This is a genomic window from Macrococcus brunensis, from assembly GCF_004359615.1.
In the GTDB taxonomy this organism is placed as follows: Bacteria; Bacillota; Bacilli; order Staphylococcales; family Staphylococcaceae; genus Macrococcus; species Macrococcus brunensis.
This window is the reverse complement of record NZ_SCWA01000027.1, coordinates 1-20,268: the sequence shown is the minus strand read 5'-3', so window position 1 is coordinate 20,268 and position 20,268 is coordinate 1. Positions and strand designations below refer to the sequence as shown.

General features: G+C 41.6%; 18 protein-coding genes. 9 read left to right on the top strand and 9 right to left on the bottom strand.

All coding sequences use genetic code 11. The annotated features are described in order from the left end of the window. The first annotated feature begins 337 nt into the window (after nt 1-337). Nucleotides 338-4,090 carry an N-acetylmuramoyl-L-alanine amidase gene (locus ERX27_RS10685; RefSeq protein ID WP_133432796.1) on the top strand — a complete coding sequence of 1,251 codons (3,753 nt, stop codon included), beginning with the start codon at nt 338-340 and terminating at the stop codon, nt 4,088-4,090. Nucleotides 4,091-4,151: 61 nt separating this feature from the next. On the opposite strand, the gene ERX27_RS10680 is transcribed toward ERX27_RS10685, so the two are convergent. Further along, on the bottom strand, nt 4,152-4,598 hold the full coding sequence (locus ERX27_RS10680; protein WP_133432795.1) for a MarR family winged helix-turn-helix transcriptional regulator: 447 nt from the start codon (nt 4,596-4,598) through the stop codon (nt 4,152-4,154). Between the two features lie 118 nt (nt 4,599-4,716). Beyond that, nucleotides 4,717-5,172: a competence protein ComK gene (locus ERX27_RS10675; RefSeq protein ID WP_165983157.1), complete on the bottom strand. Its 456-nt coding sequence runs from the start codon at nt 5,170-5,172 to the stop codon at nt 4,717-4,719. Nucleotides 5,173-5,383: 211 nt separating this feature from the next. Here ERX27_RS10675 and ERX27_RS10670 point away from each other — a divergent pair, with 211 nt between their 5' ends. The 3 genes from ERX27_RS10670 to ERX27_RS10660 are packed head-to-tail and all read left to right on the top strand — an operon-like array spanning nt 5,384 to nt 6,660. Continuing rightward, nucleotides 5,384-5,854, top strand: coding sequence for a sigma-70 family RNA polymerase sigma factor (locus ERX27_RS10670; RefSeq protein ID WP_133432793.1), 471 nt, complete (start codon nt 5,384-5,386; stop codon nt 5,852-5,854). Between the two features lie 43 nt (nt 5,855-5,897). Continuing rightward, nucleotides 5,898-6,077 (top strand): YkvS family protein, encoded by a 180-nt coding sequence (locus tag ERX27_RS10665; RefSeq protein WP_133432792.1) that lies wholly within the window; start codon nt 5,898-5,900, stop codon nt 6,075-6,077. Further along, nucleotides 6,070-6,660 (top strand): hypothetical protein, encoded by a 591-nt coding sequence (locus tag ERX27_RS10660; RefSeq protein WP_133432791.1) that lies wholly within the window; start codon nt 6,070-6,072, stop codon nt 6,658-6,660. Before ERX27_RS10665 ends, ERX27_RS10660 begins: the two co-directional genes overlap by 8 nt. A 10-nt stretch (nt 6,661-6,670) precedes the next feature. Here ERX27_RS10660 and ERX27_RS10655 read toward each other — a convergent pair whose 3' ends face one another. Beyond that, entirely contained in the window at nt 6,671-7,522 is an 852-nt protein-coding gene (locus tag ERX27_RS10655) for a bifunctional metallophosphatase/5'-nucleotidase (RefSeq protein ID WP_165983156.1), read from the bottom strand. A 45-nt stretch (nt 7,523-7,567) separates the two neighbouring features. Here ERX27_RS10655 and ERX27_RS10650 point away from each other — a divergent pair, with 45 nt between their 5' ends. Next, on the top strand, nt 7,568-9,034 hold the full coding sequence (locus ERX27_RS10650) for an ATP-binding protein (RefSeq protein ID WP_165983155.1): 1,467 nt from the start codon (nt 7,568-7,570) through the stop codon (nt 9,032-9,034). On the opposite strand, the gene ERX27_RS10645 is transcribed toward ERX27_RS10650, so the two are convergent. From ERX27_RS10645 to ERX27_RS10625, 5 genes are read right to left on the bottom strand one after another with little or no spacing between them, the layout of a single operon-like run. Beyond that, nucleotides 9,021-10,373, bottom strand: a complete 1,353-nt coding sequence (locus ERX27_RS10645) for a TrkH family potassium uptake protein (RefSeq protein ID WP_239035435.1) — start codon at nt 10,371-10,373, stop codon at nt 9,021-9,023. The genes ERX27_RS10650 and ERX27_RS10645 overlap by 14 nt on opposite strands. A 4-nt stretch (nt 10,374-10,377) precedes the next feature. Then, nucleotides 10,378-11,844, bottom strand: a complete 1,467-nt coding sequence (locus ERX27_RS10640; RefSeq protein WP_133432788.1) for a S1C family serine protease — start codon at nt 11,842-11,844, stop codon at nt 10,378-10,380. 16 nt (nt 11,845-11,860) lie between these two features. Continuing rightward, nucleotides 11,861-13,423: a peptide chain release factor 3 gene (locus ERX27_RS10635; protein ID WP_133432787.1), complete on the bottom strand. Its 1,563-nt coding sequence runs from the start codon at nt 13,421-13,423 to the stop codon at nt 11,861-11,863. A gap of 10 nt (nt 13,424-13,433) precedes the next feature. Then, a complete protein-coding gene (locus tag ERX27_RS10630) occupies nt 13,434-13,673 on the bottom strand; it encodes a YueH family protein (protein WP_133432786.1) in 240 nt (79 codons plus the stop codon). Beyond that, a complete protein-coding gene (locus tag ERX27_RS10625) occupies nt 13,654-15,129 on the bottom strand; it encodes a UDP-N-acetylmuramoyl-L-alanyl-D-glutamate--L-lysine ligase (protein ID WP_133432785.1) in 1,476 nt (491 codons plus the stop codon). Before ERX27_RS10625 ends, ERX27_RS10630 begins: the two co-directional genes overlap by 20 nt. A 201-nt stretch (nt 15,130-15,330) precedes the next feature. Here ERX27_RS10625 and ERX27_RS10620 point away from each other — a divergent pair, with 201 nt between their 5' ends. Together ERX27_RS10620 and ltaA are read left to right on the top strand one after the other, a co-directional pair. Next, nucleotides 15,331-16,497, top strand: coding sequence for a diglucosyl diacylglycerol synthase (locus ERX27_RS10620; protein ID WP_133432784.1), 1,167 nt, complete (start codon nt 15,331-15,333; stop codon nt 16,495-16,497). Beyond that, complete coding sequence (ltaA, locus tag ERX27_RS10615) at nt 16,475-17,674, top strand: lipoteichoic acid biosynthesis MFS flippase LtaA (RefSeq protein WP_133432783.1); 1,200 nt, start codon at nt 16,475-16,477, stop codon at nt 17,672-17,674. The genes ERX27_RS10620 and ltaA overlap by 23 nt, the downstream gene beginning before the upstream one ends. On the opposite strand, the gene ERX27_RS10610 is transcribed toward ltaA, so the two are convergent. After that, nucleotides 17,669-18,781, bottom strand: coding sequence for an AI-2E family transporter (locus tag ERX27_RS10610; protein ID WP_133432782.1), 1,113 nt, complete (start codon nt 18,779-18,781; stop codon nt 17,669-17,671). The genes ltaA and ERX27_RS10610 overlap by 6 nt on opposite strands. Before the next feature lie 91 nt (nt 18,782-18,872). Between ERX27_RS10610 and ERX27_RS10605 the strand changes: the two genes are divergently transcribed. Continuing rightward, a complete protein-coding gene (locus ERX27_RS10605; protein WP_133432781.1) occupies nt 18,873-19,586 on the top strand; it encodes an alpha/beta hydrolase in 714 nt (237 codons plus the stop codon). Nucleotides 19,587-19,626: 40 nt separating this feature from the next. Then, on the top strand, nt 19,627-20,124 hold the full coding sequence (locus ERX27_RS10600; RefSeq protein ID WP_133432780.1) for a 2'-5' RNA ligase family protein: 498 nt from the start codon (nt 19,627-19,629) through the stop codon (nt 20,122-20,124). Nucleotides 20,125-20,268 lie beyond the last annotated feature (144 nt).

Sequence of the window (20,268 nt, the reverse complement as noted above, 5' to 3'; positions counted from 1 at the left end):
ACACATTTCCATTTAACTTCACTTGAATAAGCAATTCTCTGCATAATAAAACACTCCTATCAAATTCATTTTATATGAATTCAACAAGAGTGTTTTTTATTCTGTCCCATTAATTGGGGTCAGTCCGCTCGGATAGGTGTTTTTTTATCATGATATTTATTTAACTTATCATCGTTTTTGAAACGATATATATGATAGGTAGATGCACAAGTGAAATGTAAATAATATGTTCAAATGTTAAAGTCACATTACAAAGTCAAAATCGCACTATACTTCATTGTTTAATCAATTTATACTGAAACAAGATTCAGATTAATTGCAAATGAGAGGACAATAAATGAATTCTAAATTTTTCTACAAATCTTCTCCCCTTTTACTCATGATGTTAGCTGCCCATTCAACTGCACAGGCAGCAGAAAACCAAGTTTCAACTGAAACTGAAAAGAATGACAACACCGATCAAAATGCATCAACTAGTGAGCAGACTCAAACTTATGATGTTAAACAGACTATAGATGCTTCTGCTACACCTTATAACTTTGAAACTACTGAAATCCCCGTAAAAGATACGACTGTATCGACTGAAGAGCCTAAAGCTGAGGTGCAATCTACAGAAGTACAGACTGAAGTATCTTCTATTGAAGCTCCAGCTCAAGACACAACTGCCTCTACTGAAGAGCCTAAAACTGAAGCCGCATCTACAGAAGTAAAGACTGAAGTATCTACTACTGAAGCTCCAGCTCAAAACTTAACTGTCTCTACTAAAGAGCCTAAAACTGAAGCCGCATCTAAAGAGGTACAGAACGAAGAAGCTACTACTGAAGTACCTGTTCAAAACACGACTACCACTGCTGAAGAGCCTGAAACTGAAGTGCAATCTACAGAAGTACAGACTGAAGTTCCTGTTACTGAAGCTCCAGCTCAGGACACAACTGTCTCTACTGAAGAGCCTAAAACCGAGGTGCAATCTACAGAAGTAAAAACTGAAGCAACCTCTATTGAAGAACCGATAGAAAAAACCACTTCTACTACTACTCAAGTCACTAAGACAGAAACACCTGTTGATAACACAGCTACATCAGAACCTGTAAAAGCTGCTGAAGCTCAGCCTGTTACTGCACAGAGTGTTACGACAACTCAAAGTGAGAAGTCTACTGCCCCGACACAAACTTTAACAGCTCAAACTTCTTCAAGTCTTCTGACCCAAAAACGTGCAGTAACACTACAGCGCACTGCACCAAAAACATTAACGTTATCAATGTCACCTACTACGCAGACTCGCACACTGGCTGCTTCAACTTCTGCAATCAACAGCTTTATCTTGTCACAAAACTATACAGTGCCAACTTATAAACAGGATTTTGCACCTGATCTGCCAAAAATGCCTTATCGTAATGGTGTAGCTAGACCAGAAGGTGTTGTTGCTCACGAAACAGCTAACCCTACTTCTACTATTTACGGTGAAGTCGCATATATGAAGAACAACTGGAATAACGCATTTGTACATGCCTATGTAGATGACAATGAAGTTATTGAGACAGCAAACACTGATTACCTCGCATGGGGCGCAGGCCCCGCTGGTAACGCTCGTTTTATCCATGTGGAACTGGTTCGCGTATATGGCAAAGAACGCTTCGCTAAAGCTATTAATAACTATGCAGATTACATCGCAACCAATCTTCATTATTATGACTTACCTGTAGATTCTGCAGAATATGATGGTACAGGAACATTATGGTCACATAAAGCCGTTTCTAATTTCCTCGGAGGTACTGACCATGCCGATCCTTACGGCTGGTTCCAGGAAAACGGCTATTCGATGGACGAATTAGCTGAACTAGTTACATTGAAATATAATCAAAAAGTTTCGTCTTTAATCGATGGACCAGTCGTCACACCTCCTACTACTGTGACACCTCCACCTGTTGTCATTGATCAACCAGTTGCAATGACACCACCTGTTGTGTCATCAACATCAAAAATGGCGAAGATTAAAACAACCTCTTCTCCTGTTTATGCTAGCGTTACGGATCAAGTTGCAGTACCTGCTGCACAAAAATCTGGACTCACTTTTTACGCGAATAAAAAAGCAATTTATAATAATAAAACTTATTATGCCCTATCAGATGAATTGGGTACACCTCGAGGATGGGTAGAGTCAGGTGAACTTATTCAAGCTAACCGAGGTGCAGAAAAAGTTACCAGCTCTAAATTTACAATCAATAATATGATAAGAGGGATTTATACTGTACCATGGGGAACAGCCGCACAAAAAGTCGCTTCTCTTTCCGATAGTATAAACTCACAATTTGCGCCATCAAAATATGTATATATTAATTCTGTTCCTTACTATTATGGAACAATTAATAATCATTCAGGATGGATTAATGGTAATCATTTAACACTTCTTAATGGTTTAACTAATATTAAGTCAGTTAATATGATGGGGAGAACAATACGCACAGGTTCAACAATCTATACTAATACTAATCTCAGCTCAAAACTGCCAAGTAAAATTGTTGATAAACAGTACTACATCAATAAACAAGCATTAAAAGGAACCACTAAATATTATCAACTTGTTGATTCAGCTAATAAATTTGTGGGTTGGACTGATGAAAACCAATTATATTTAAGAACACATCAAAATATCTCAACTAATCCAGCACCTTTTGCTGTCAATATGCCTACTGCTCATGTTTACTCAATTCCTTATGGTGGTGTAAGTCAGCGTATCAAGGCACTAACAAATGATAATCAGTCTCTTTTCAATGTTACAAAAGCAGAAAAAGTAGGCACTGCTATTTGGTACAAAGGTACCTTGACTACCTCTAATACTACAGGATGGGTTCTAGGTAAGTATCTCACAAAGCAGTCAAATGTATTTTCGTCTATGAAACCTGTTGATATGATGGGTAGAACAACTAGAGAAGGAACAGTTATTTATTCTGACAACAACTTAAAATCGCCTCTTGCCGTTAAAGATATTGATAAACAGTATTATCTTAAAGTACTTGCTACTAAAGGAACTGATCAGTACTATCAGTTAAGTGACGTCAATAATAAAGTTATAGGCTGGGCAAAGAGTACAGACCTCTATCTTCGTAATCATCAAACAGTAAACTGGAATAAAACAACGCTTTATGTCAATAAGCCTGAAGCCCATATTTATTCAATTCCATACGGTGGTAAGAGCCAACGAATTTTACCGTTAACAAAATACTATAATAGTCCATTCTATGTAGTGAAAGCAGAAAAAGTTGGGGATAAAGTTTGGTATAAAGGAACTCTATCTACTACTAATACAATCGGCTGGATTCTAGGAAAGTACTTGTCATCTCATAGTGTGACGACAGTAACAAGCCCAGTTTCATTACAAACTGCATTGACTAGACAAATGAGTCTAAGTGGTTCTTCAGCACCAAAAGTTGTATATGCTGATTCATACGGCAGAACTGCAGTGAGAAACGCTACAAAAGCTGAAGTCTTAGCAGCAATGACGACCGATACAATTAAAAATGGCGGTGTGCAGCAATATCAGTTCCTTAACTTAAACAAGTCACAGGGTATTGCTGCTACAACGCTCAATAAACTGTTAGTTAACAAAGGCATTCTTGCTAATCAAGGTGCAGCTTTTGCTGAAGCATCTAAACTGTATAACATCAATGAAATCTACTTGATCAGTCATGCGCTCTGGGAGACTGGCAATGGTACGAGCCAGTTAAGTAATGGTATGGGCTATAACACTTCTACAGGACAGGCTACAACTTACGGCACAAAATATTACAACATGTACGGTACACGCGCAGTCGACAACAATGCATTAAACAGCGGTATACAGTATGCTTATCAGCAAGGCTGGAACACACCTGCTAAAGCCATTATCGGCGGTGCTCAGTACGTCGCTCAGAACTATTTCGGCAACAAACAGTTCACGCTTTATGAGATGCGCTGGAACCCGGCTAACCCTGCAACTCACCAGTATGCAACGGATATTAAATGGGCGTCTAAGAATGCGATGCGCATCGCTGACTTCTATCGTCGTATCGAACTGACAGGACTGAAATATTTAATCGATCAGTATAAATAAGAAACAGGCTCATATGAGCCTGTTTTTTTGTATAAAAAAACACGACTCATGTCGTGTCGCGTTAAAATTTAAATGGATCTCTGATGCTGAACGAATGATAGATTTTCTCTAAAATATTGATCAGCTCTTCAGATTCTGTCTTGTTCAGTTCTTTCATAAAGCTGCGGACGACTTTTGCTTTAATACCATCAGCCATCTCTACAATCTCCTGGCCTTGAGGTGTCAGCTTAAGAACTGTAGAACGTAAATCATACATACTTTGTACCTTCGTGATATAGCCGAACTCTGCCAGTTTTTTGATAGAACGGGAAACAGCCGTCTGCTCTTTACTCATCTTGAAAATCAGTTTCTTTTGCGTCATATTGTCTTCATTCTGAATCAGTTCCAGCATATAAATCTGTTCACGAGATACGTTGTAATCAGCGAGTTCAATTCCAGTAATTTCATCGATTTTTGTGTTAACGAAATAAATCAGTTGTCCAAACCTTTTTAAGCGATGGTCTTCCATAGAGTTTCTCCTTAATATATAACAGTTACACAAATTATAATCGATGTATAAAACATGTGCAATATATTTAGAGCTAATTTTACAATTAATAGTCCACTATCTATTTAAGTATGACTTACTAAAGAAATCTCTTTTTCATTTTACTGTAGAAATCTGCTGCCTGTAGCGCTCGATTATAATATTTAACGACATGAGCAGACTTCTCTTTGACAGTCAGTGACCTGCCATTTGTAAAATAGATCATTGTTTCTGCATGGTCAACTGCCTGTAAGTAATGCTGGTTGTTGATATAGCACATTTCGTAGCTATCTTTCGGATGCAGCGGAAAGAAAACAAGGTTCTGAGAGGCATCAATAATGACAGGCGTATACTGTGCAAATTTCAAACTTTCTTTTACAGATTTCCGGCTGGCAGTCAGACTGCTGTTCACCATCTTAAGCGTCTGGTTGAGCAGAAAATCCGGTGAAACATCCACCCATTCGATTTCACCATTATAATACGCAATTTCAGTCTGACCTCGTGTTTGATTAGTACGGCGGATATAGACAACCTGTTGACTCAAATAGTGTTGCATAACAGAACCTCCTTTTAATTTGTCTTTCTCGAACATTATAAGGTTTTGTTGACAAAAAGAGGTTTAAAATACTAAAAAATAACAAAATAAGCATTTAAATTAATATAATCTACAAATTTGTCTTATTTCTCGATTTTTATTACGAATCAAGTCCCTTTAAGATAAAGTCATCCGGAAATAATTTGTCGATCGATCGCGTCAGGACATATAGATGTTTGAAGAATGGTTTGTAAAGTATGACCGCATGATTCATCACCTGCTCCATCAATATCACATCACTTACGACCGCGAAGATTACTATCAGCTCGCTCTAATCAGACTGTGGCGTATCGCCGAGAACTATGATTGTCTAAAGACACCTAATGAATCACAGTATGTCTATCTGCAGCTGAAATTCTGTCTGATAGATGAAATCAGGAAACAGATGACTTATCAGGAGAGGTTTTTATTAATGACTGATGAGACCTTGCCAGAAGTAGAAATCCTGGAACCTGATTTATTATGTATCGACAATTTAACGAAAGATGAACTGGAGTGGCTGAACTACACGCATCAAGGCTTTAGATTAGCCGAAATTGCAGACAAAATGACGCTCACAATCTCCCAGGTAAAGTATATTCGCAAGAAGGCACGAATCAAATTACAAGAAAATAATGATTTGCCATTTCAAAACCAGTCGTAATTTAGTATAATGACGCATAGTATGTTTAGAGGAGGTCATGAATATGGATATCGCTAAAGTTGGAAACGTTGTAGAATTCCACGAAGGACTACGCGGCAGAGTTGAGAAAGTGAACGAAAACTCTGTGATTGTCGATCTGACAATTATGGATAACTTCGAAGAACTTGAACAGCCTGAAAAAACTGTCATTAATCATAAACGCTATAAGATTATCAATGACTGAGTGGACGACTAAACCTTCTCTATTTCTGATATCGTTTGTGTTATTTCATATCCTGCTGTTCCTGATGAGAAATGAAGATCAAGTCTTCTGGCATATGATGACAGGCATCTTTTTACTGACCACATTCAGTTACCTTGTCTATAAGCGACATCTGACTTCCAGAAGGATTGGTCAGTCACTGCTTGCAAGCATCATCGGAGTGATTGCTATCGTCGTGCTGTATTCCATACTGGTGCAGTTTCTGCCGGATATTCGTTATCAGGCGATTATGGAAACACTTATCTCAATGGGTGTCCATTACCGCTGGCAGCTGATGATTTCACTCGCAGTGACTGTCGCACTTCATGAACTTTACTTTCGGACGATGCTGCAGGAGACTATCACACATCCTGTGCTGGCCGTGATTTTAACCAGTCTTACATCTGTCAGTTTATTTATATGGGTGCTCAGTCCTGAACAGCTGGTGACACTCGTCGGCATCCAGCTGATCACTGCAGCCGCCTTCCAGTATTCAAAGCGCCTGATTACACCGATTACAACCGTTATAGGCGCAGTCATCATTTTAATACTGCTCTACGCATAAGAACAGCACCCTAATGGGTGCTGTTCTTTTTAAATTCCTGCTGAACATAATAAAGTTCATCCTGCAGCCAGTGGTCTTCTCTGAACCCCTTTAGATTAATGGTCTCAGTATGATAGTCAATCAGCTCATAAGTCGTTGTCCGCTGTCTGAACTGTACTTGAATATGACTCAGCTCAGAGATATTCTCTGGTGTATTCACATGCCATGTGCCGTCAATCACTTCATTTAATCCTGAATTAGACAGCATCAAATCCACACCTTCTGTTGAACGGAGCATCTTTTCCTGTGCAGAGATAGAAGCGATATCGCCATAATACATCACGATCACAAAATCAGGATTTTCTCTTTCCCGCATGTGCCGAATCCAGCGCCTCGCAGCATCTACCGTCTTCTCCATATGAAAAGCATCACTATAGTGCTCCCGGAACTGTTTAGTAGCAGTCAATCCAAGAATACCCACTTTCATCTCGCCGAACTGTTTGATGATATAAGGCGTATTAAAGAAAGCTTCTTTCGTTCTGACATGCAGTATATTCGCACATAGAAAAGGGAACTGTGCCATTGCCTCTGCCTGGTTGAAAAAGCGCGGTCCTTCTTCAAAATCCTCATAACTGATGCCGCTTGCATCGTAGCCGATATGATTCATGACATCGATCACAGGATTTCTTCTGTGCTTTTGCGACGCTATAAACGCGCTGTCGCTGGAACCACATAACGTACCGGCATTGTTAAGCACGAGCAGATGCGAAGTATTACGCCTGACTTTCTGTATATAGTTTGCAGCTTTAAGCAGATTCATATCCGAGAAGAGCATGCCACGTATGTTATTTGTTGTTATAATATGTATATCGAAATTATGCATGCAATCACCCTTTTTTATTATATCAAATTCATGTCAGGAGTCTCTATGAAACATTTAAAGCGCTATATTTTTGTCAATCTGCTCATCACCTTAACACTCAGTATATTCAGTTACTTTTTTATTTTTCAGCATGAAAAAGATATCGAACAAAGCTCGATAGACCGCAGTTTAAGTATTCATGAGCAACAAATCGCTACTTTCATAGATGATGCGATCAGCACGGTTCAGACCATTGCCACTGTTATGGAAGTTGCACCTAAAACAGAGGCGCTTCAAACTGCCATCAGCAGCTCCAGAAGCAAAGATGGCAGCTATAAAAGCATCAGTATAGTCGATAAGGACGGACGAGTCATGATCTCATCCAATCAAAATCTAATCGGACAGCTTGAACATTCATATGCTTTCTACGAGCAGCATAAAGACCCGCATCAGATTTCCATCAACTTCAGCACTGAGGAATTCAACGGGGTTGATGACATCTATATCTCCAAGTTTATGACCTATAAAGGCGAACCTGTTGTGATAGTGGCGGAAATGAATATCAATACACTGATGACGTCTATCGATGCTGTTCAGCGCGCTAAATCTGTTGAACTGACCGATCTCAATAATAATATAATCTTTAAATCCAAGATGCTGAATGAAAATGGTATTTCCAACAGTAAAACGCTGCAGAATGTAGACTGGCGTCTTAAAATTATCTCCAACCGTAATCTCGCACTCGATGCATTAAGAACCACTGCGATTCTTTTCCTGTTGCTGACACTTGTCGTCGCGACCATCCAGCTATTTAATAATGTTTACGAACGGCAGAAAGAAAAGCTCCGTCTCATTGAAGAGATCAATGCACAGAAAAAAGAACTGATTGGAATGCTTGCTGCCAATACTGCGCATGAAATTAAAAATCCCCTGACATCTGTCAGAGGATTTGTAGAGCTATTGGAACTGAAATATGACCGTCAGGGAGAAAACCCTCATTTTGCTATCATTAAGACAGAAATCGACCGTATTACAGATATCGTCGGTCAATTTTTACTGCTCGGCCGTCCGACTGAAGAAAATGACCAGCCGACTGAAGTCGTCAAAGTAGTCAAGGATACATTAAACTTCATGAAATATGACTTTGATGTCCACCAGATGCGCCTGATTTCAAGCTATCAGGAACCTGAACTCTATACAATGATGGCAGCAGATCAGCTCAAGCAGGTGCTGATCAATCTGCTGCAGAATGCTAAAGAAGCGATACCAGACGGTCGCAGCGGTGTCATTGAAATTAAAGTTCAGCTGCAGGATATGATTATCATCACGATTACTGACAATGGTATCGGTATGTCAGAAAGTGCGATCAAACGTCTATATGAACCGTTTTATACCACAAAAATAACGGGCACAGGACTTGGTTTACCTGTTACCCGTAATATGATTGAACTGGCTGGTGGAACGATAGACGCACAGAGTACGGTCGATGTAGGGACTACTTTCATTATCCGTCTGCCGATTATCCAATCATGATGCGTTCTTTCGGATAATGATACTTCACTGGCTCTGCTTTACCGCCGAGCATGATGACGAATGTAATCAGTCCAACACGGCCGATGAACATGACAATCATGATGACGATTTTCGATGGTACGGCCAGCTCAGAAGTAATTCCGAGAGACAGTCCGCACGTCCCAAAGGCGCTCATCACTTCAAAGAAAATTTCAAGGAACTGATGTTTACCATTTTCAAAGCCTAATATGACGGCTAACGCAGTGAAACAGATGATTATAGCGAGTATCATGACTGCAAATGCCCGCTGCATATCGATTGGATGAATTTCCTTGTTAAAGACTTGAATCGTTGTCCGACCATTACTGAAGTTGATAATAAATAAGACTAATATAGCAAAAGTGGTCGTCCTGATCCCGCCGCCGACAGAACTCGGAGAAGAACCGATGAACATCAGTCCGCCCATAAAGAATTGCGTCGCTTCTGTCAGAGTCGTCAGATCGATTGTCGTCAGACCTGCACTACGTGTTGTCGAAGACTGGAACATGGCATAGAAGAGACTCTTATGCCATGTCAATCCTTTGAATGCATTGCCCATTTCAAGTAAATAGATGACAATCGTTCCGACTATCAGCAAGAGTGCATACGTTGTTAGCGTCAGTTTCGCAAATAAACTGAATCTGAAGTTAGGCACTTTGTTCATGATATAAGTCTTGATTTCAATGATGACTGGAAAACCGATTGCGCCGAGAACAATCAGAATCATCACAATGGACTGAACAAAGTAGTCATCTGCGTAAGGGTTGAGAGACGCCCCGGTGATGTCAAGACCCCCATTTGTTGTCGCAGCTACGCTCGCAAATAATCCCTGGTACAGGGCTTCTTTAACAGAATGCATATCTTTATAAAAATAGAAGGCTAAAAGCAGTGCACCTACCGCTTCAATCGTCAGCAGAACCTTCACAATTTCTTTCAGAAGCTGTACCACACCTGTCATCTGTTCCTGATTATTATCTACCATAATCAGACGACGTTCCTGCATACCGATTCGTTTCCCGAGGATAACCCAGACGAGCGTACCCATCGCCATGACGCCGAGGCCGCCAATATTCAGGACAATCAGAATAATAACCTGACCGAAAAGAGAGTAAGTATCGACGATTGACATAGGGGCAAGTCCAGTGACACTGATACCTGAAACAGCCAGAAACATCGAATCAACATAAGAGACATGAACGCCTGGTTTATGGACATATGGCAGACGTAGCAGCAGGAAGGAGACCAGCATAGCGATGATGTAATAAACTACAATCCACTGCTGGGGTGTCAGCCGCCATATTCTTTTCTTCACTGGATTCACACCTTTACTTTAAAATTGCTTTCAGCTGCTTTGTTTTACCCTGTCGCGTTACGGTCATCGTCAATGTATCACCCTTCTGATGATCGTAATACAGAATTTTTCTGAACTGCACCAGACTTTCAAGTTTTTTGCCGTCCATCGATGTAATAATATCCTGAGTCTGAAGACCGGCTGCTTCGGCTGCCGAACCGCCTTCTACCCCCATCACAATGACACCTTGCGTCATATCAGCAGGAATGTTCAGCTGCTGCCGCACTGCATCCAGCTGCAGATTATTGATATCCTGCGCCTGGATACCGAGTTCAGGTCTGACTATCTTATGTTTTGTTTCTAATATAGCCGTTATTTTCTTGACATCATTACTCGGTATAGCAAAGCTGATGCCTTCGACATTATCCAGAGAGATCTTCATCGCATTGATGCCGACAAGTTCTCCCTGGTCGTTAACGAGTGCACCACCAGAATTACCTGGATTGACTGCTGCATCTGTCTGAATGACGTTCGATTCCCAGTCATAGAGCCCATCGCCGTCTAAATCAACCGGCACCGCTCGGTTCAGCCCGGAGATAATGCCTTGTGAGACACTGCCGGCAAAAGTCTGACTAAGTGGACTGCCGATTGCAATAGCTGTCTGTCCGACGATAATCTTATCACTGTCAGCAAACTTCATCTGACCGGTCAGCTGTCCTTTAGGCACCTTAATCACTGCTAAATCCGTCCATTCATCACTGCCGATGATACTAGCTTTTACTTTTTTGTTGTTACTAAGCGTGACCTGAACGCTCTGTGCATCTTTGATGACATGATAGTTTGTCACGATAAAGGCCTCTTTAGCAATGACCTTATAAATGACGCCGCTGCCAATCCCTACTTCTTCAGGTACTTCACTTTCGTTTAACAGATTATTGGCTTTCTGCAGATTGACGACACTGACCACATGATCTCTTGTCAGTTTAATCGCTTTTTCCGTCTTCGTCAGCGTTTCCTGAACCGGTTTCGGTTTCTCATGCTCAGGTGTATCGGTAAAGAGATTCCAGAGCATCACGAGTGCTATACCGAAGAGAACAGCAGGAATCAAGTATAACCAGCTGAAGTGAGGAGATTCCCTTTGTCTAACAGGCTGAGATTTCGGTTCAGGCGTTACCTGGTCTTCCTGATGCTCGATAACAGGAACCTGACTGACCGCTGTTTCTTCGACAATAGGCTCCTGCACGACTACAGGTTCTTCTATAGGTGTCTTTTCTTGATAAGAAGCTGCAGCTTCATCAGAAGATTCCTGATCGCTATTTTCCTCATGTTGAACTGAATCCGTTGTAATCGTCACTTTGTCAACCAACTCAGAATTATCATCTGGAACTGATTCTTCGTGCGTTTCTTCAGCAACGTCTTCTTGATTAAGTGTTTCTTTATGATGTCTGAAACGACGCTTCGGTCTGAAGTATTCCTTTTTCAGTATTTTAATTTTCCCCATCTTGCTCCCCCTTTAACTACAGCAGACTATAGAGCTTAATTTCAGGGAACTTATCCTGGAACCAGCGTGTTGCAAATTCATTCTCAAACAGGAAGACTTTATTTTCATAGCGGTCATCCACAAGAATCGAACGACTTGAGTTCATCGCATCTGTAATCGCTTCTTCGTTCTCAATCCAGCGCGCAATCTTACGACCCACTGGCTCCATAATAACGTCGACATTATATTCATTTTTCATGCGGTGTTCGAATACTTCAAACTGCAGTTGTCCGACCGCACCTAAAATAATCTGGTTCGTATATAGCGTCTTATAGAGCTGAATTGCCCCTTCCTGCACAAGCTGTTCTATCCCTTTATGGAAATGCTTCTGCTTCATGACGTTTTTCGCGCTGACCTTCATAAAGATTTCAGGTGTGAACTGCGGCAGTTTCTCAAAATGGAACTTCTGGTTGGCACCGACTAATGTATCACCGATCTGATAGTTACCGGAATCATAAAGCCCGATGATGTCTCCGCTGACAGCATGGTTGACGGTCTGTGTATCATCTGCCATAAAAGTCGTTGAACGGGAGATTTTCATCTTCTTGCCTGTACGTGTGAGCGTGACATCCATGCCGCGTTCAAACGCACCTGACACGATACGCATAAAGGCGATTCTGTCGCGGTGAGCAGGATTCATATTGGCCTGAATCTTGAAGATAAAACCAGAGAACTGCTCTTCAAACGGACTGACAATGTCTCCTTCTGCTGTGGTACGTCCTGACGGCATCGGTGCGAAATCAACGTAGGCATTCAGGAAGTTCTGAACACCGAAGTTCGCGAGTGCTGAACCGAAGAAGACAGGTGTTAAGTCGCCCGCACGAAGTTTCTCTTCATCGAAATCTTCCCCGGCACCGTCTACCAACATCAGTTCTTCAACTGCCGTCTCAAATGCAACGTCGTCTTTAATCGGATGATCTTCAACAAGTTCAAAATCCTCGTTCAGATGGAGCACATTTTCTTCGTCACGGAACGGTTCAATCGTCTTATGCTCGCGGTCAATGATTCCGAAGAATGACTGCCCCATACCGATCGGCCAGTTCATCGGATAAGTCTCGATTTCAAGCGTCTTTTCAATTTCTTCGAGGAGTTCGTATGGTTCTTTACCGACACGGTCCAGTTTGTTGATAAATGTGAATATAGGAATACCGCGCATTTTACAGACTTTAAACAGTTTCAGTGTCTGTGGCTCTATCCCTTTTGCCGCATCGATGACCATGACAGCGCTATCGACAGCCATCAGTGTACGATATGTATCTTCTGAGAAGTCTTCGTGACCGGGTGTATCCAGGATATTGATTTTATAATTGTCGTAGTCAAACTGCATCACAGAACTCGTTACCGAGATACCACGTTCTTTTTCTACGTCCATCCAGTCACTTGTTGCGAACTTCCCTGTCTTCTTCCCTTTGACTGTCCCCGCTTCACGGATGGCGCCGCCGAAAAGCAAGAGTTTTTCTGTCAGTGTTGTTTTACCGGCATCGGGGTGAGAGATGATGGCAAAGGTCTTTCTAATTTCTACTTCCTGTTTTAATGTCATAATGTTCTCCTTAAACTTCGCTTGTCCACTGTGCGATACGCATCGCCAGTTCGCCTGCTTCTTTTTCATCTAAAATATTGAATAAGTGTAAATATAAATGTTCAATCAGTGATTCACCGTACAAGTCATAGTCATATTGAATCGAAAAGAAAATGTCAGGAATACTGACGATAAAGTTCTCTTCTTTCTTATTTTCATGGATATAGACTTTACAGGTCAGGTTATCACTGTTACTTTGTCTGATTTTCATGAGAACCTCCAAATTTCTTGTAAGCAGCATCTAAACCGATTAGATCATCACGATGCGGTACTTTAACGTAACCCGGCATGATCTGATAAGGTTCGCGTCCTTTTGAAGCAAGGACCACCATATCGCCTTCTTCAGCCATGTCTATCGCATGCAGGATACCTTCTTTGCGGTCAGTGAATGATCTGAAGTTCTGATGCGTTGCCCCTTCTTCCAGTGCATCTGTCAGTTTCTTCGGGTCGTCATTCGCCGGGTTATCCGGTGTGAAGATGACATAATCCGCGCGACAGGCAATTGCCCCCATTTCAGCGGTCTTCGTTAAATCACGTTCCCCTGCCATGCCGACCAGGAAAATGAGCTTACCTTTTACGAATGGCTGAACAGCGTCAATGAGTTTATTCATACCGTCCGGTGTATGGGCATAATCGATAATCAGATCAATCGGCAGACTGCGATCCAGCACTTCCAGTCGTCCTTCAACAGGCGGCATTTTAGATACTGCCTGAACGACTGTCTGAATGTCGTGACCAGCAGCAAAAAGCGCAGCAATAGCAGCCATAATATTGTAAATATTGAATCTGCCGAGATAGGGACTCTCTACTTTGAAATCGCCTTCCGGTGATTCAAGGGTGAACGTTGTGCCGTAAATCGTTTCATTGATATCCGATGCTCTGAAATCAGCTGGATGGTCAATACCATAACTGATGATTTCGCGGCTCGTGACCGTGCGAAGCGTCTCTGAAAATGCATCATCACTATTCAGTACGGCATAAGATTGATGGTTACCGAGCTGACTGAAGAGGAGTGATTTTGCATAACCATAATCCTTCATTGTTCCGTGAAAGTCCAGGTGATCCTGTGTTAAGTTTGTAAATATAGCAACGTCAAAGTCCACACCGTTCAGACGTCCGAGTACGAGCCCATGACTCGATACTTCAAAGCTCATGGCTTCAGCTTCTTGTTCCAGTGCCTTGACGATACTTTTCGTCAGTGTGACGGTCTCAGGTGTTGAGTTGGCCCCCTTAGTCACTGACTCATCTATCTGTAATCCGTTCGTACCCAGATAAGCACTATGCAGGTTAAGCGCACGATGGAGATGATGAATCATAGTCGCAACGCTTGTTTTGCCGTTTGTACCGGTCACACCAAACGTCTTCAGCTTCGTTGCCGGATAATCAAAGATCGCCTGTGCGAATAAACTTGCCACGCGCAGTGTATCAGAAACAATAATCTGGGCAACAGGGGCATCGACTTCATGCTCTGTCACGACCAGCCGGCATCCTTGTTCGATGACGTTCGGGATAAAACGGTGGCTGTCGACCGTATAACCTTTTGATGCAACGAATAGACTGTTCGGACCGGCAGTACGTGAATCTGTCGTAATATCGGTGATTTCTTCAGGCAGTTCACCTTTTATTTTTTTTACTTTTATCAGGTCAAGCAGTGCTTCAGTTTTCATAGGAATACCTCCTTTAATTCAATTCTTTATTATACACTTTTTTAGAGTGGGAGTCTGAAAAATATAGAATTCCCTTCAGGCTCTGATTATTAATTTTTGTCCAGTATTTGTAATTTTTTTGTAATGTACTCGAATTTTTTGCCCAAAGTCTCTATAATGAGATAAACTAGCTAAGTACAATTATACTCCTGGAGCGTGTTAATGTTGATAAAGAATAAAAAAATCCTTATTATCACTGGTTCTTTCGGTAATGGACATTTGTCGGTTACGAACAGCATCGTTAATCAGTTCAATCAGATGAACCTCAGTAACCTGACACTTATTCAGCACGACCTGTTTCTTGAAGCGCATCCTGTTGTGACGTCCGCATTAAAGAAATGGTATATCAACAGCTACAAATACTTCCGCTCAACTTACAAAGCGTTCTACTACTCTAATCCAGATGAAATTAATAAATGTTTCTATAAATATTACGGCCTGAACCGTCTTATTAATATTCTGTCGAATGAAAAACCTGATTTGATTCTACTGACTTTTCCGACGCCTGTTGTCTCACTGCTCACTCAGCAGTTAAAACTGAAGATTCCGATTGCGACTGTCATCACTGATTACAATATGCATAAAAACTGGATTACACCAGGATCGCAAAAGTATTATGTCGCTGCCGAACATACGAAAGAACAGCTGACCTCTATCGGCATTGATGCTGAAGATATTCAAGTGACAGGTATCCCGATCCATCCTAAATTCGAAGTCAGACGTGACCGCGCAGCCTGGCTGAAGTCTCAGGGTCTTGACCCGAATAAAAAGACACTGCTGATGGTGGCTGGTGCATTCGGTGTTGTAGAAGGCTTCAGTGCAATGCTGAGTGATCTCAATAAACATGATATCCAGTTTGTTGTTGTCTGTGGCAGCAGCAAGAAATTACAGCGTGAACTCAGTGTATTCGACGCAGAGCCGAATATGAAGATACTTGGGTATACGAACGATATGGATGAGTGGATGAATGCCTGTGACCTGATGCTGACGAAACCAGGCGGTATCACTATCTCTGAGAGTTTAAGTCAGGCTATTCCACTTGTCTTCTTCAATCCGGCACCTGGTCAGGAAGGTGAGAATGCTGTTTATTTCAGTCGTATGGGCTACGCACGAATAACGCATACGGTCGATGAGACATTGCACGTCCTCACCTCCTTATTAACTGATTCACGCGAACTTGCACAGATGAAAAATGCCATGCAAGCAGGTTATCGTGCACATTCTTCTGAAGTCATCTGTCAGGACCTTGTGGAAATGCTGAATACATCCCTTCTCACACAGCAGTTGCAGTCTAAAGCTTCGCTCTATGCGAGAATCTTTGCAAGGTAAGATGCACGGTTCAGATTTCTCAAAGATGCTGGTCATTCTATTTCTGATGGAATTTGCCAGAGGGATGTTCATCTTGAGTTATCTGCCTATCCTGCCAACTACGGCGCTCGGAATTTCAGTTGGTGTGACCTCTGTCTGTATCTCACTTCATTTCATCAGCGATGCGCTGATGAATTTCTCGACAGGGTTTCTGCTGCGACGCTTCGGTACGAAGAAAGTCTTAAACCTATGCTTTCTGCTCGCCGTCGCTTCTCTCAGTCTGATTGTCTTCAGCCATCATATCGTTGTCTATTTCTTAGCCGCTATTCTGCTCGGTGTGGCGGTCTGTCCGATATGGGTTGTTATGCTGAGCTCAGTTAATGAAGATGCGCGCGCCAAGCAGATGGGTTACGTTTACTTCGCCTGGCTCGTCGGTATGCTTTCGGGTATGATCAGCATGAACCTGATTTTTAAAGTCCATCCGACGCGCTATACATTTTTAATGGCACTTGTTGCCTTTATTTCATGGGTTCTTTATTTCTTCGTTAAGACTGAAGTCTCTTATATCGAAAAGAAATCCATGAGCGCTCAGCTTAAATTAATCAAACATGTCATGACACGACATTTAGTCTTGTTTCCCGGTATTGTCTTTCAAGGTATCGCTATCGGGATGCTGGTACCTATATTACCATCCTATGCAGTCAAACATCTGCATGTGACGACGCTTGAATATACTTATCTGTTAATCGCGGGTGGCGTAGGCTGTACGATAGCTATGCTTTTCATTTCTAAAATCATGGATCGTCTGCCTCGTTTTGTCAGCCATATCATTATTATCTCGGGATTTCTGGTCTTTGGTATCAGTATTTTCGTTCTCAGCCAGCTTCATCTCTTTATGCTGGCACTCATTATCGGGCTGATTATCGGTCTTTTCTACGGCATGCTCTTACCCGGCTGGAATACATTTGTCGCCGAAAATGTTCACGAGGAACAGAAGGAAGAGTCATGGGGCGTCTTTAACAGCCTGCAAGGAGTCGGAACAATGATTGGTCCCGTTGTCGGCGGTTTTGTCGCTGAAATAGCTAGGAACGTCAATATGACACTTTATGTATCTGCTCTCATCTTCGCATTACTTGCCCTATTTTACAGCTTCTTCTTCATCAACCAGCATCAGAAACAAAAAAAAGAACCCTTATAAAGGGTTCTTTTTTTCGTTCTCATCTTCTACTACTTTATTGGCCTGTATCGTAATGTTCTGACGCTGTCTGTAAATATTCGTCACAATCGTCTTCAGTACAGCATAAGTCGGTACCGCTACCAAAATAGCAACAAATCCACCGAGATTACCAGCTGCTAAAATTACAGTGATAATCGTTAGAGGATGTATATTGAGTGTCTTACCCATGATGTTCGGCGTAATGACATTCCCTTCCAGCTGCTGTGCGACTGTCATAATGATGATGACATAAATCACCATTACAGGATCCTGAATCAGTGCGATGATGAGTGCCGGAATTATCGCTAAATAAGGCCCAAGGAACGGAATGAGGTTCGTCACCATCCCCCATAAAGCAAGAACAAGTGCATAATCAAGCCCGATCACAAGATAACCGATTAACAGTAATGTACCTAAAATGATACTGACTGTCACCTGACCCTGAATATAACTGCGAAGTGTTTTGTCGATATCTTTAAGCAGATTAACGACAAACTCTTTACGCTTTCCTGTAAAAGGCATAGAAGCAAAAGGAATAAAACGGTCATGGTCCTTCAGCATATAGATCAGGAAGAATGGTACAAGAATCAGTAAGAATAACGTGGAGACAAATGTAGTTAAATACTGAACGCTGTTTGTCAATAATGTCCCCGTCATATTATTCAGTTTCTGAATCATATCATTGATACGTTGTTTGACATCATCCGGCAGCTTGTCACGCTGGTCAAGCGCATAACTAATATAAGACTGAAACTCTTTTTGGATAGTCGGGAAGTTATTGATAAATGATGACACCTGATTTGTCAGTATAGGCGCAATCATCAATACAAAGATAGCGACTAATATAATCATCAGTAGAATAATGATCAGTAAACTTTTCCCGCGGGACATATTACGTTTTCGCTCAAGATAGTTTTGAAACGGCACCGTAATGTAGTAGAGGAAACCACCTAGAATAAGGGGTAGTGCAATTGACTGCACAATCACGATCAACGGATAGAAGATATGATTGATTTCAAGGAAATATTTAATAATTAAAAATGCAAGCAGCAGCCCGACCGCTACTCTGAACCAGACTTTATTAAACATAGAGTCCTCCTTCTGTTTGATATTTTCATTATACTCTATTACCCCTAATTTATTACCTTAAATTCATTTATGCTAAAATCAAGAAAAAGAAATGAATGATCATATGTTTAAACGTGGACTGGTTACGCCTTATGAAATAAATAGCCCTTCTCTCAACCGCTCGGTCAAGCTTGGCATCTACCTGCCTGAAAACTACTCAGCGCTCAAAGAACATGCCGTTATCATGGCATTTGATGGTCAGGATTTCAGCCAGCTGGGCCAGCTGCATAGACAGTACGAGGAGCTAAGTACTGATGTGACTGCGAGTATCATCATCTTTATTCATTATCCGGATGTGGCGACTCGTTCGAAAGAATATCATCCAGACAGCCCGCATAAAATGAAAATGATTGATTTTGTCACGACAGAGCTGGAGAGTTTCGTAACTGAACATTTTGCCGTATCTGATCAGCGACTGTTAATGGGTGACAGCCTGGCAGCGAGTATCGCCTTATCTATCTCCCTGCATGACGCACAGTTTAATCAAGCGGCATTATTCAGTCCGATGATAACAGAGGCAATCCACCAGGAACTTGAGGCGTTACGGCACCCTGTGAAGTACGTTCAGCTGATCGGTAAAGAGGAAGATGCATTTAAGCTGATGTCAGGAGAGATCGCAGACTTTCTTACGCCTAACCGTTCTTTTCACTCTGAACTGAATAATAGAGGTATCGAACATGAATACCGGGAACTGGACGGCGGCCATACGTGGAAGACATGGAAACCAGAAATCGCTTCCATTCTTTTATATTTTTTAGGAGAGTAATTTGTTATAATTGCAGTATTAACGATAAGGAGGCAACAATATGAACTTAGGTATCGCTATCTTCCCTACTTTAGAACTGCAGGAGAAAATCAATTCTTACCGCAAGCGCTATGATTCGCACTATACCGTCATCGCACCGCATATGACACTGAAAAGTCATTTTGAGGCTAATGATATAGATGATGTTGCTCAGAAAATAGCAGATGTTGCGCATCAAGTCTCTCACTTTGATATTCAGATCAATAAAGTATCGAATTTTGCACCGCTAAAAAATGTGATTTATTTCAAAGTGGAGAAAAATGATGAGCTCTCACATTTACATAGCAAGTTAGCTGAAGTCTTCGGCGAAGATCCACATCCATTTGTGCCTCACTTTACGATTGCACAGGATCTGACAGGTCAGGAATTTGAGGATGTCTATGGCCAGCTGCAGATGACAAGTGTGAATTACAGTGAGACGATTGACAAGATCAGTCTCTGCTATCAGCTGGAAAACGGCCACTGGAACGTCTACGAAACATTTAAACTAGGCCAGTAAAAAAGAGACCTTCAGCAGAGAGGCCACTGAAAATCTCACGATTTTCTATAAGCTCACTAATTCCAACAACTCAATAGTGTAAAAGAACCCGTCAATTTCCTCAACATTAGGAAATGACGGGTTCTTTTATCCTATTTTTCATCC

What these genes read in the sequence shown, in the direction of transcription:
- ERX27_RS10685 (WP_133432796.1), top strand. Translation starts at nt 338, where the DNA reads ATGAATTCTAAATTTTTCTACAAATCTTCTCCCCTTTTACTCATGATG.
- ERX27_RS10680 (WP_133432795.1), bottom strand. Translation starts at nt 4,598, where the DNA reads ATGGAAGACCATCGCTTAAAAAGGTTTGGACAACTGATTTATTTCGTT.
- ERX27_RS10675 (WP_165983157.1), bottom strand. Translation starts at nt 5,172, where the DNA reads ATGCAACACTATTTGAGTCAACAGGTTGTCTATATCCGCCGTACTAAT.
- ERX27_RS10670 (WP_133432793.1), top strand. Translation starts at nt 5,384, where the DNA reads ATGTTTGAAGAATGGTTTGTAAAGTATGACCGCATGATTCATCACCTG.
- ERX27_RS10665 (WP_133432792.1), top strand. Translation starts at nt 5,898, where the DNA reads ATGGATATCGCTAAAGTTGGAAACGTTGTAGAATTCCACGAAGGACTA.
- ERX27_RS10660 (WP_133432791.1), top strand. Translation starts at nt 6,070, where the DNA reads ATGACTGAGTGGACGACTAAACCTTCTCTATTTCTGATATCGTTTGTG.
- ERX27_RS10655 (WP_165983156.1), bottom strand. Translation starts at nt 7,522, where the DNA reads ATGCATAATTTCGATATACATATTATAACAACAAATAACATACGTGGC.
- ERX27_RS10650 (WP_165983155.1), top strand. Translation starts at nt 7,568, where the DNA reads ATGAAACATTTAAAGCGCTATATTTTTGTCAATCTGCTCATCACCTTA.
- ERX27_RS10640 (WP_133432788.1), bottom strand. Translation starts at nt 11,844, where the DNA reads ATGGGGAAAATTAAAATACTGAAAAAGGAATACTTCAGACCGAAGCGT.
- ERX27_RS10635 (WP_133432787.1), bottom strand. Translation starts at nt 13,423, where the DNA reads ATGACATTAAAACAGGAAGTAGAAATTAGAAAGACCTTTGCCATCATC.
- ERX27_RS10630 (WP_133432786.1), bottom strand. Translation starts at nt 13,673, where the DNA reads ATGAAAATCAGACAAAGTAACAGTGATAACCTGACCTGTAAAGTCTAT.
- ERX27_RS10625 (WP_133432785.1), bottom strand. Translation starts at nt 15,129, where the DNA reads ATGAAAACTGAAGCACTGCTTGACCTGATAAAAGTAAAAAAAATAAAA.
- ERX27_RS10620 (WP_133432784.1), top strand. Translation starts at nt 15,331, where the DNA reads ATGTTGATAAAGAATAAAAAAATCCTTATTATCACTGGTTCTTTCGGT.
- ltaA (WP_133432783.1), top strand. Translation starts at nt 16,475, where the DNA reads ATGCGAGAATCTTTGCAAGGTAAGATGCACGGTTCAGATTTCTCAAAG.
- ERX27_RS10610 (WP_133432782.1), bottom strand. Translation starts at nt 18,781, where the DNA reads ATGTTTAATAAAGTCTGGTTCAGAGTAGCGGTCGGGCTGCTGCTTGCA.
- ERX27_RS10605 (WP_133432781.1), top strand. Translation starts at nt 18,873, where the DNA reads ATGAATGATCATATGTTTAAACGTGGACTGGTTACGCCTTATGAAATA.
- ERX27_RS10600 (WP_133432780.1), top strand. Translation starts at nt 19,627, where the DNA reads ATGAACTTAGGTATCGCTATCTTCCCTACTTTAGAACTGCAGGAGAAA.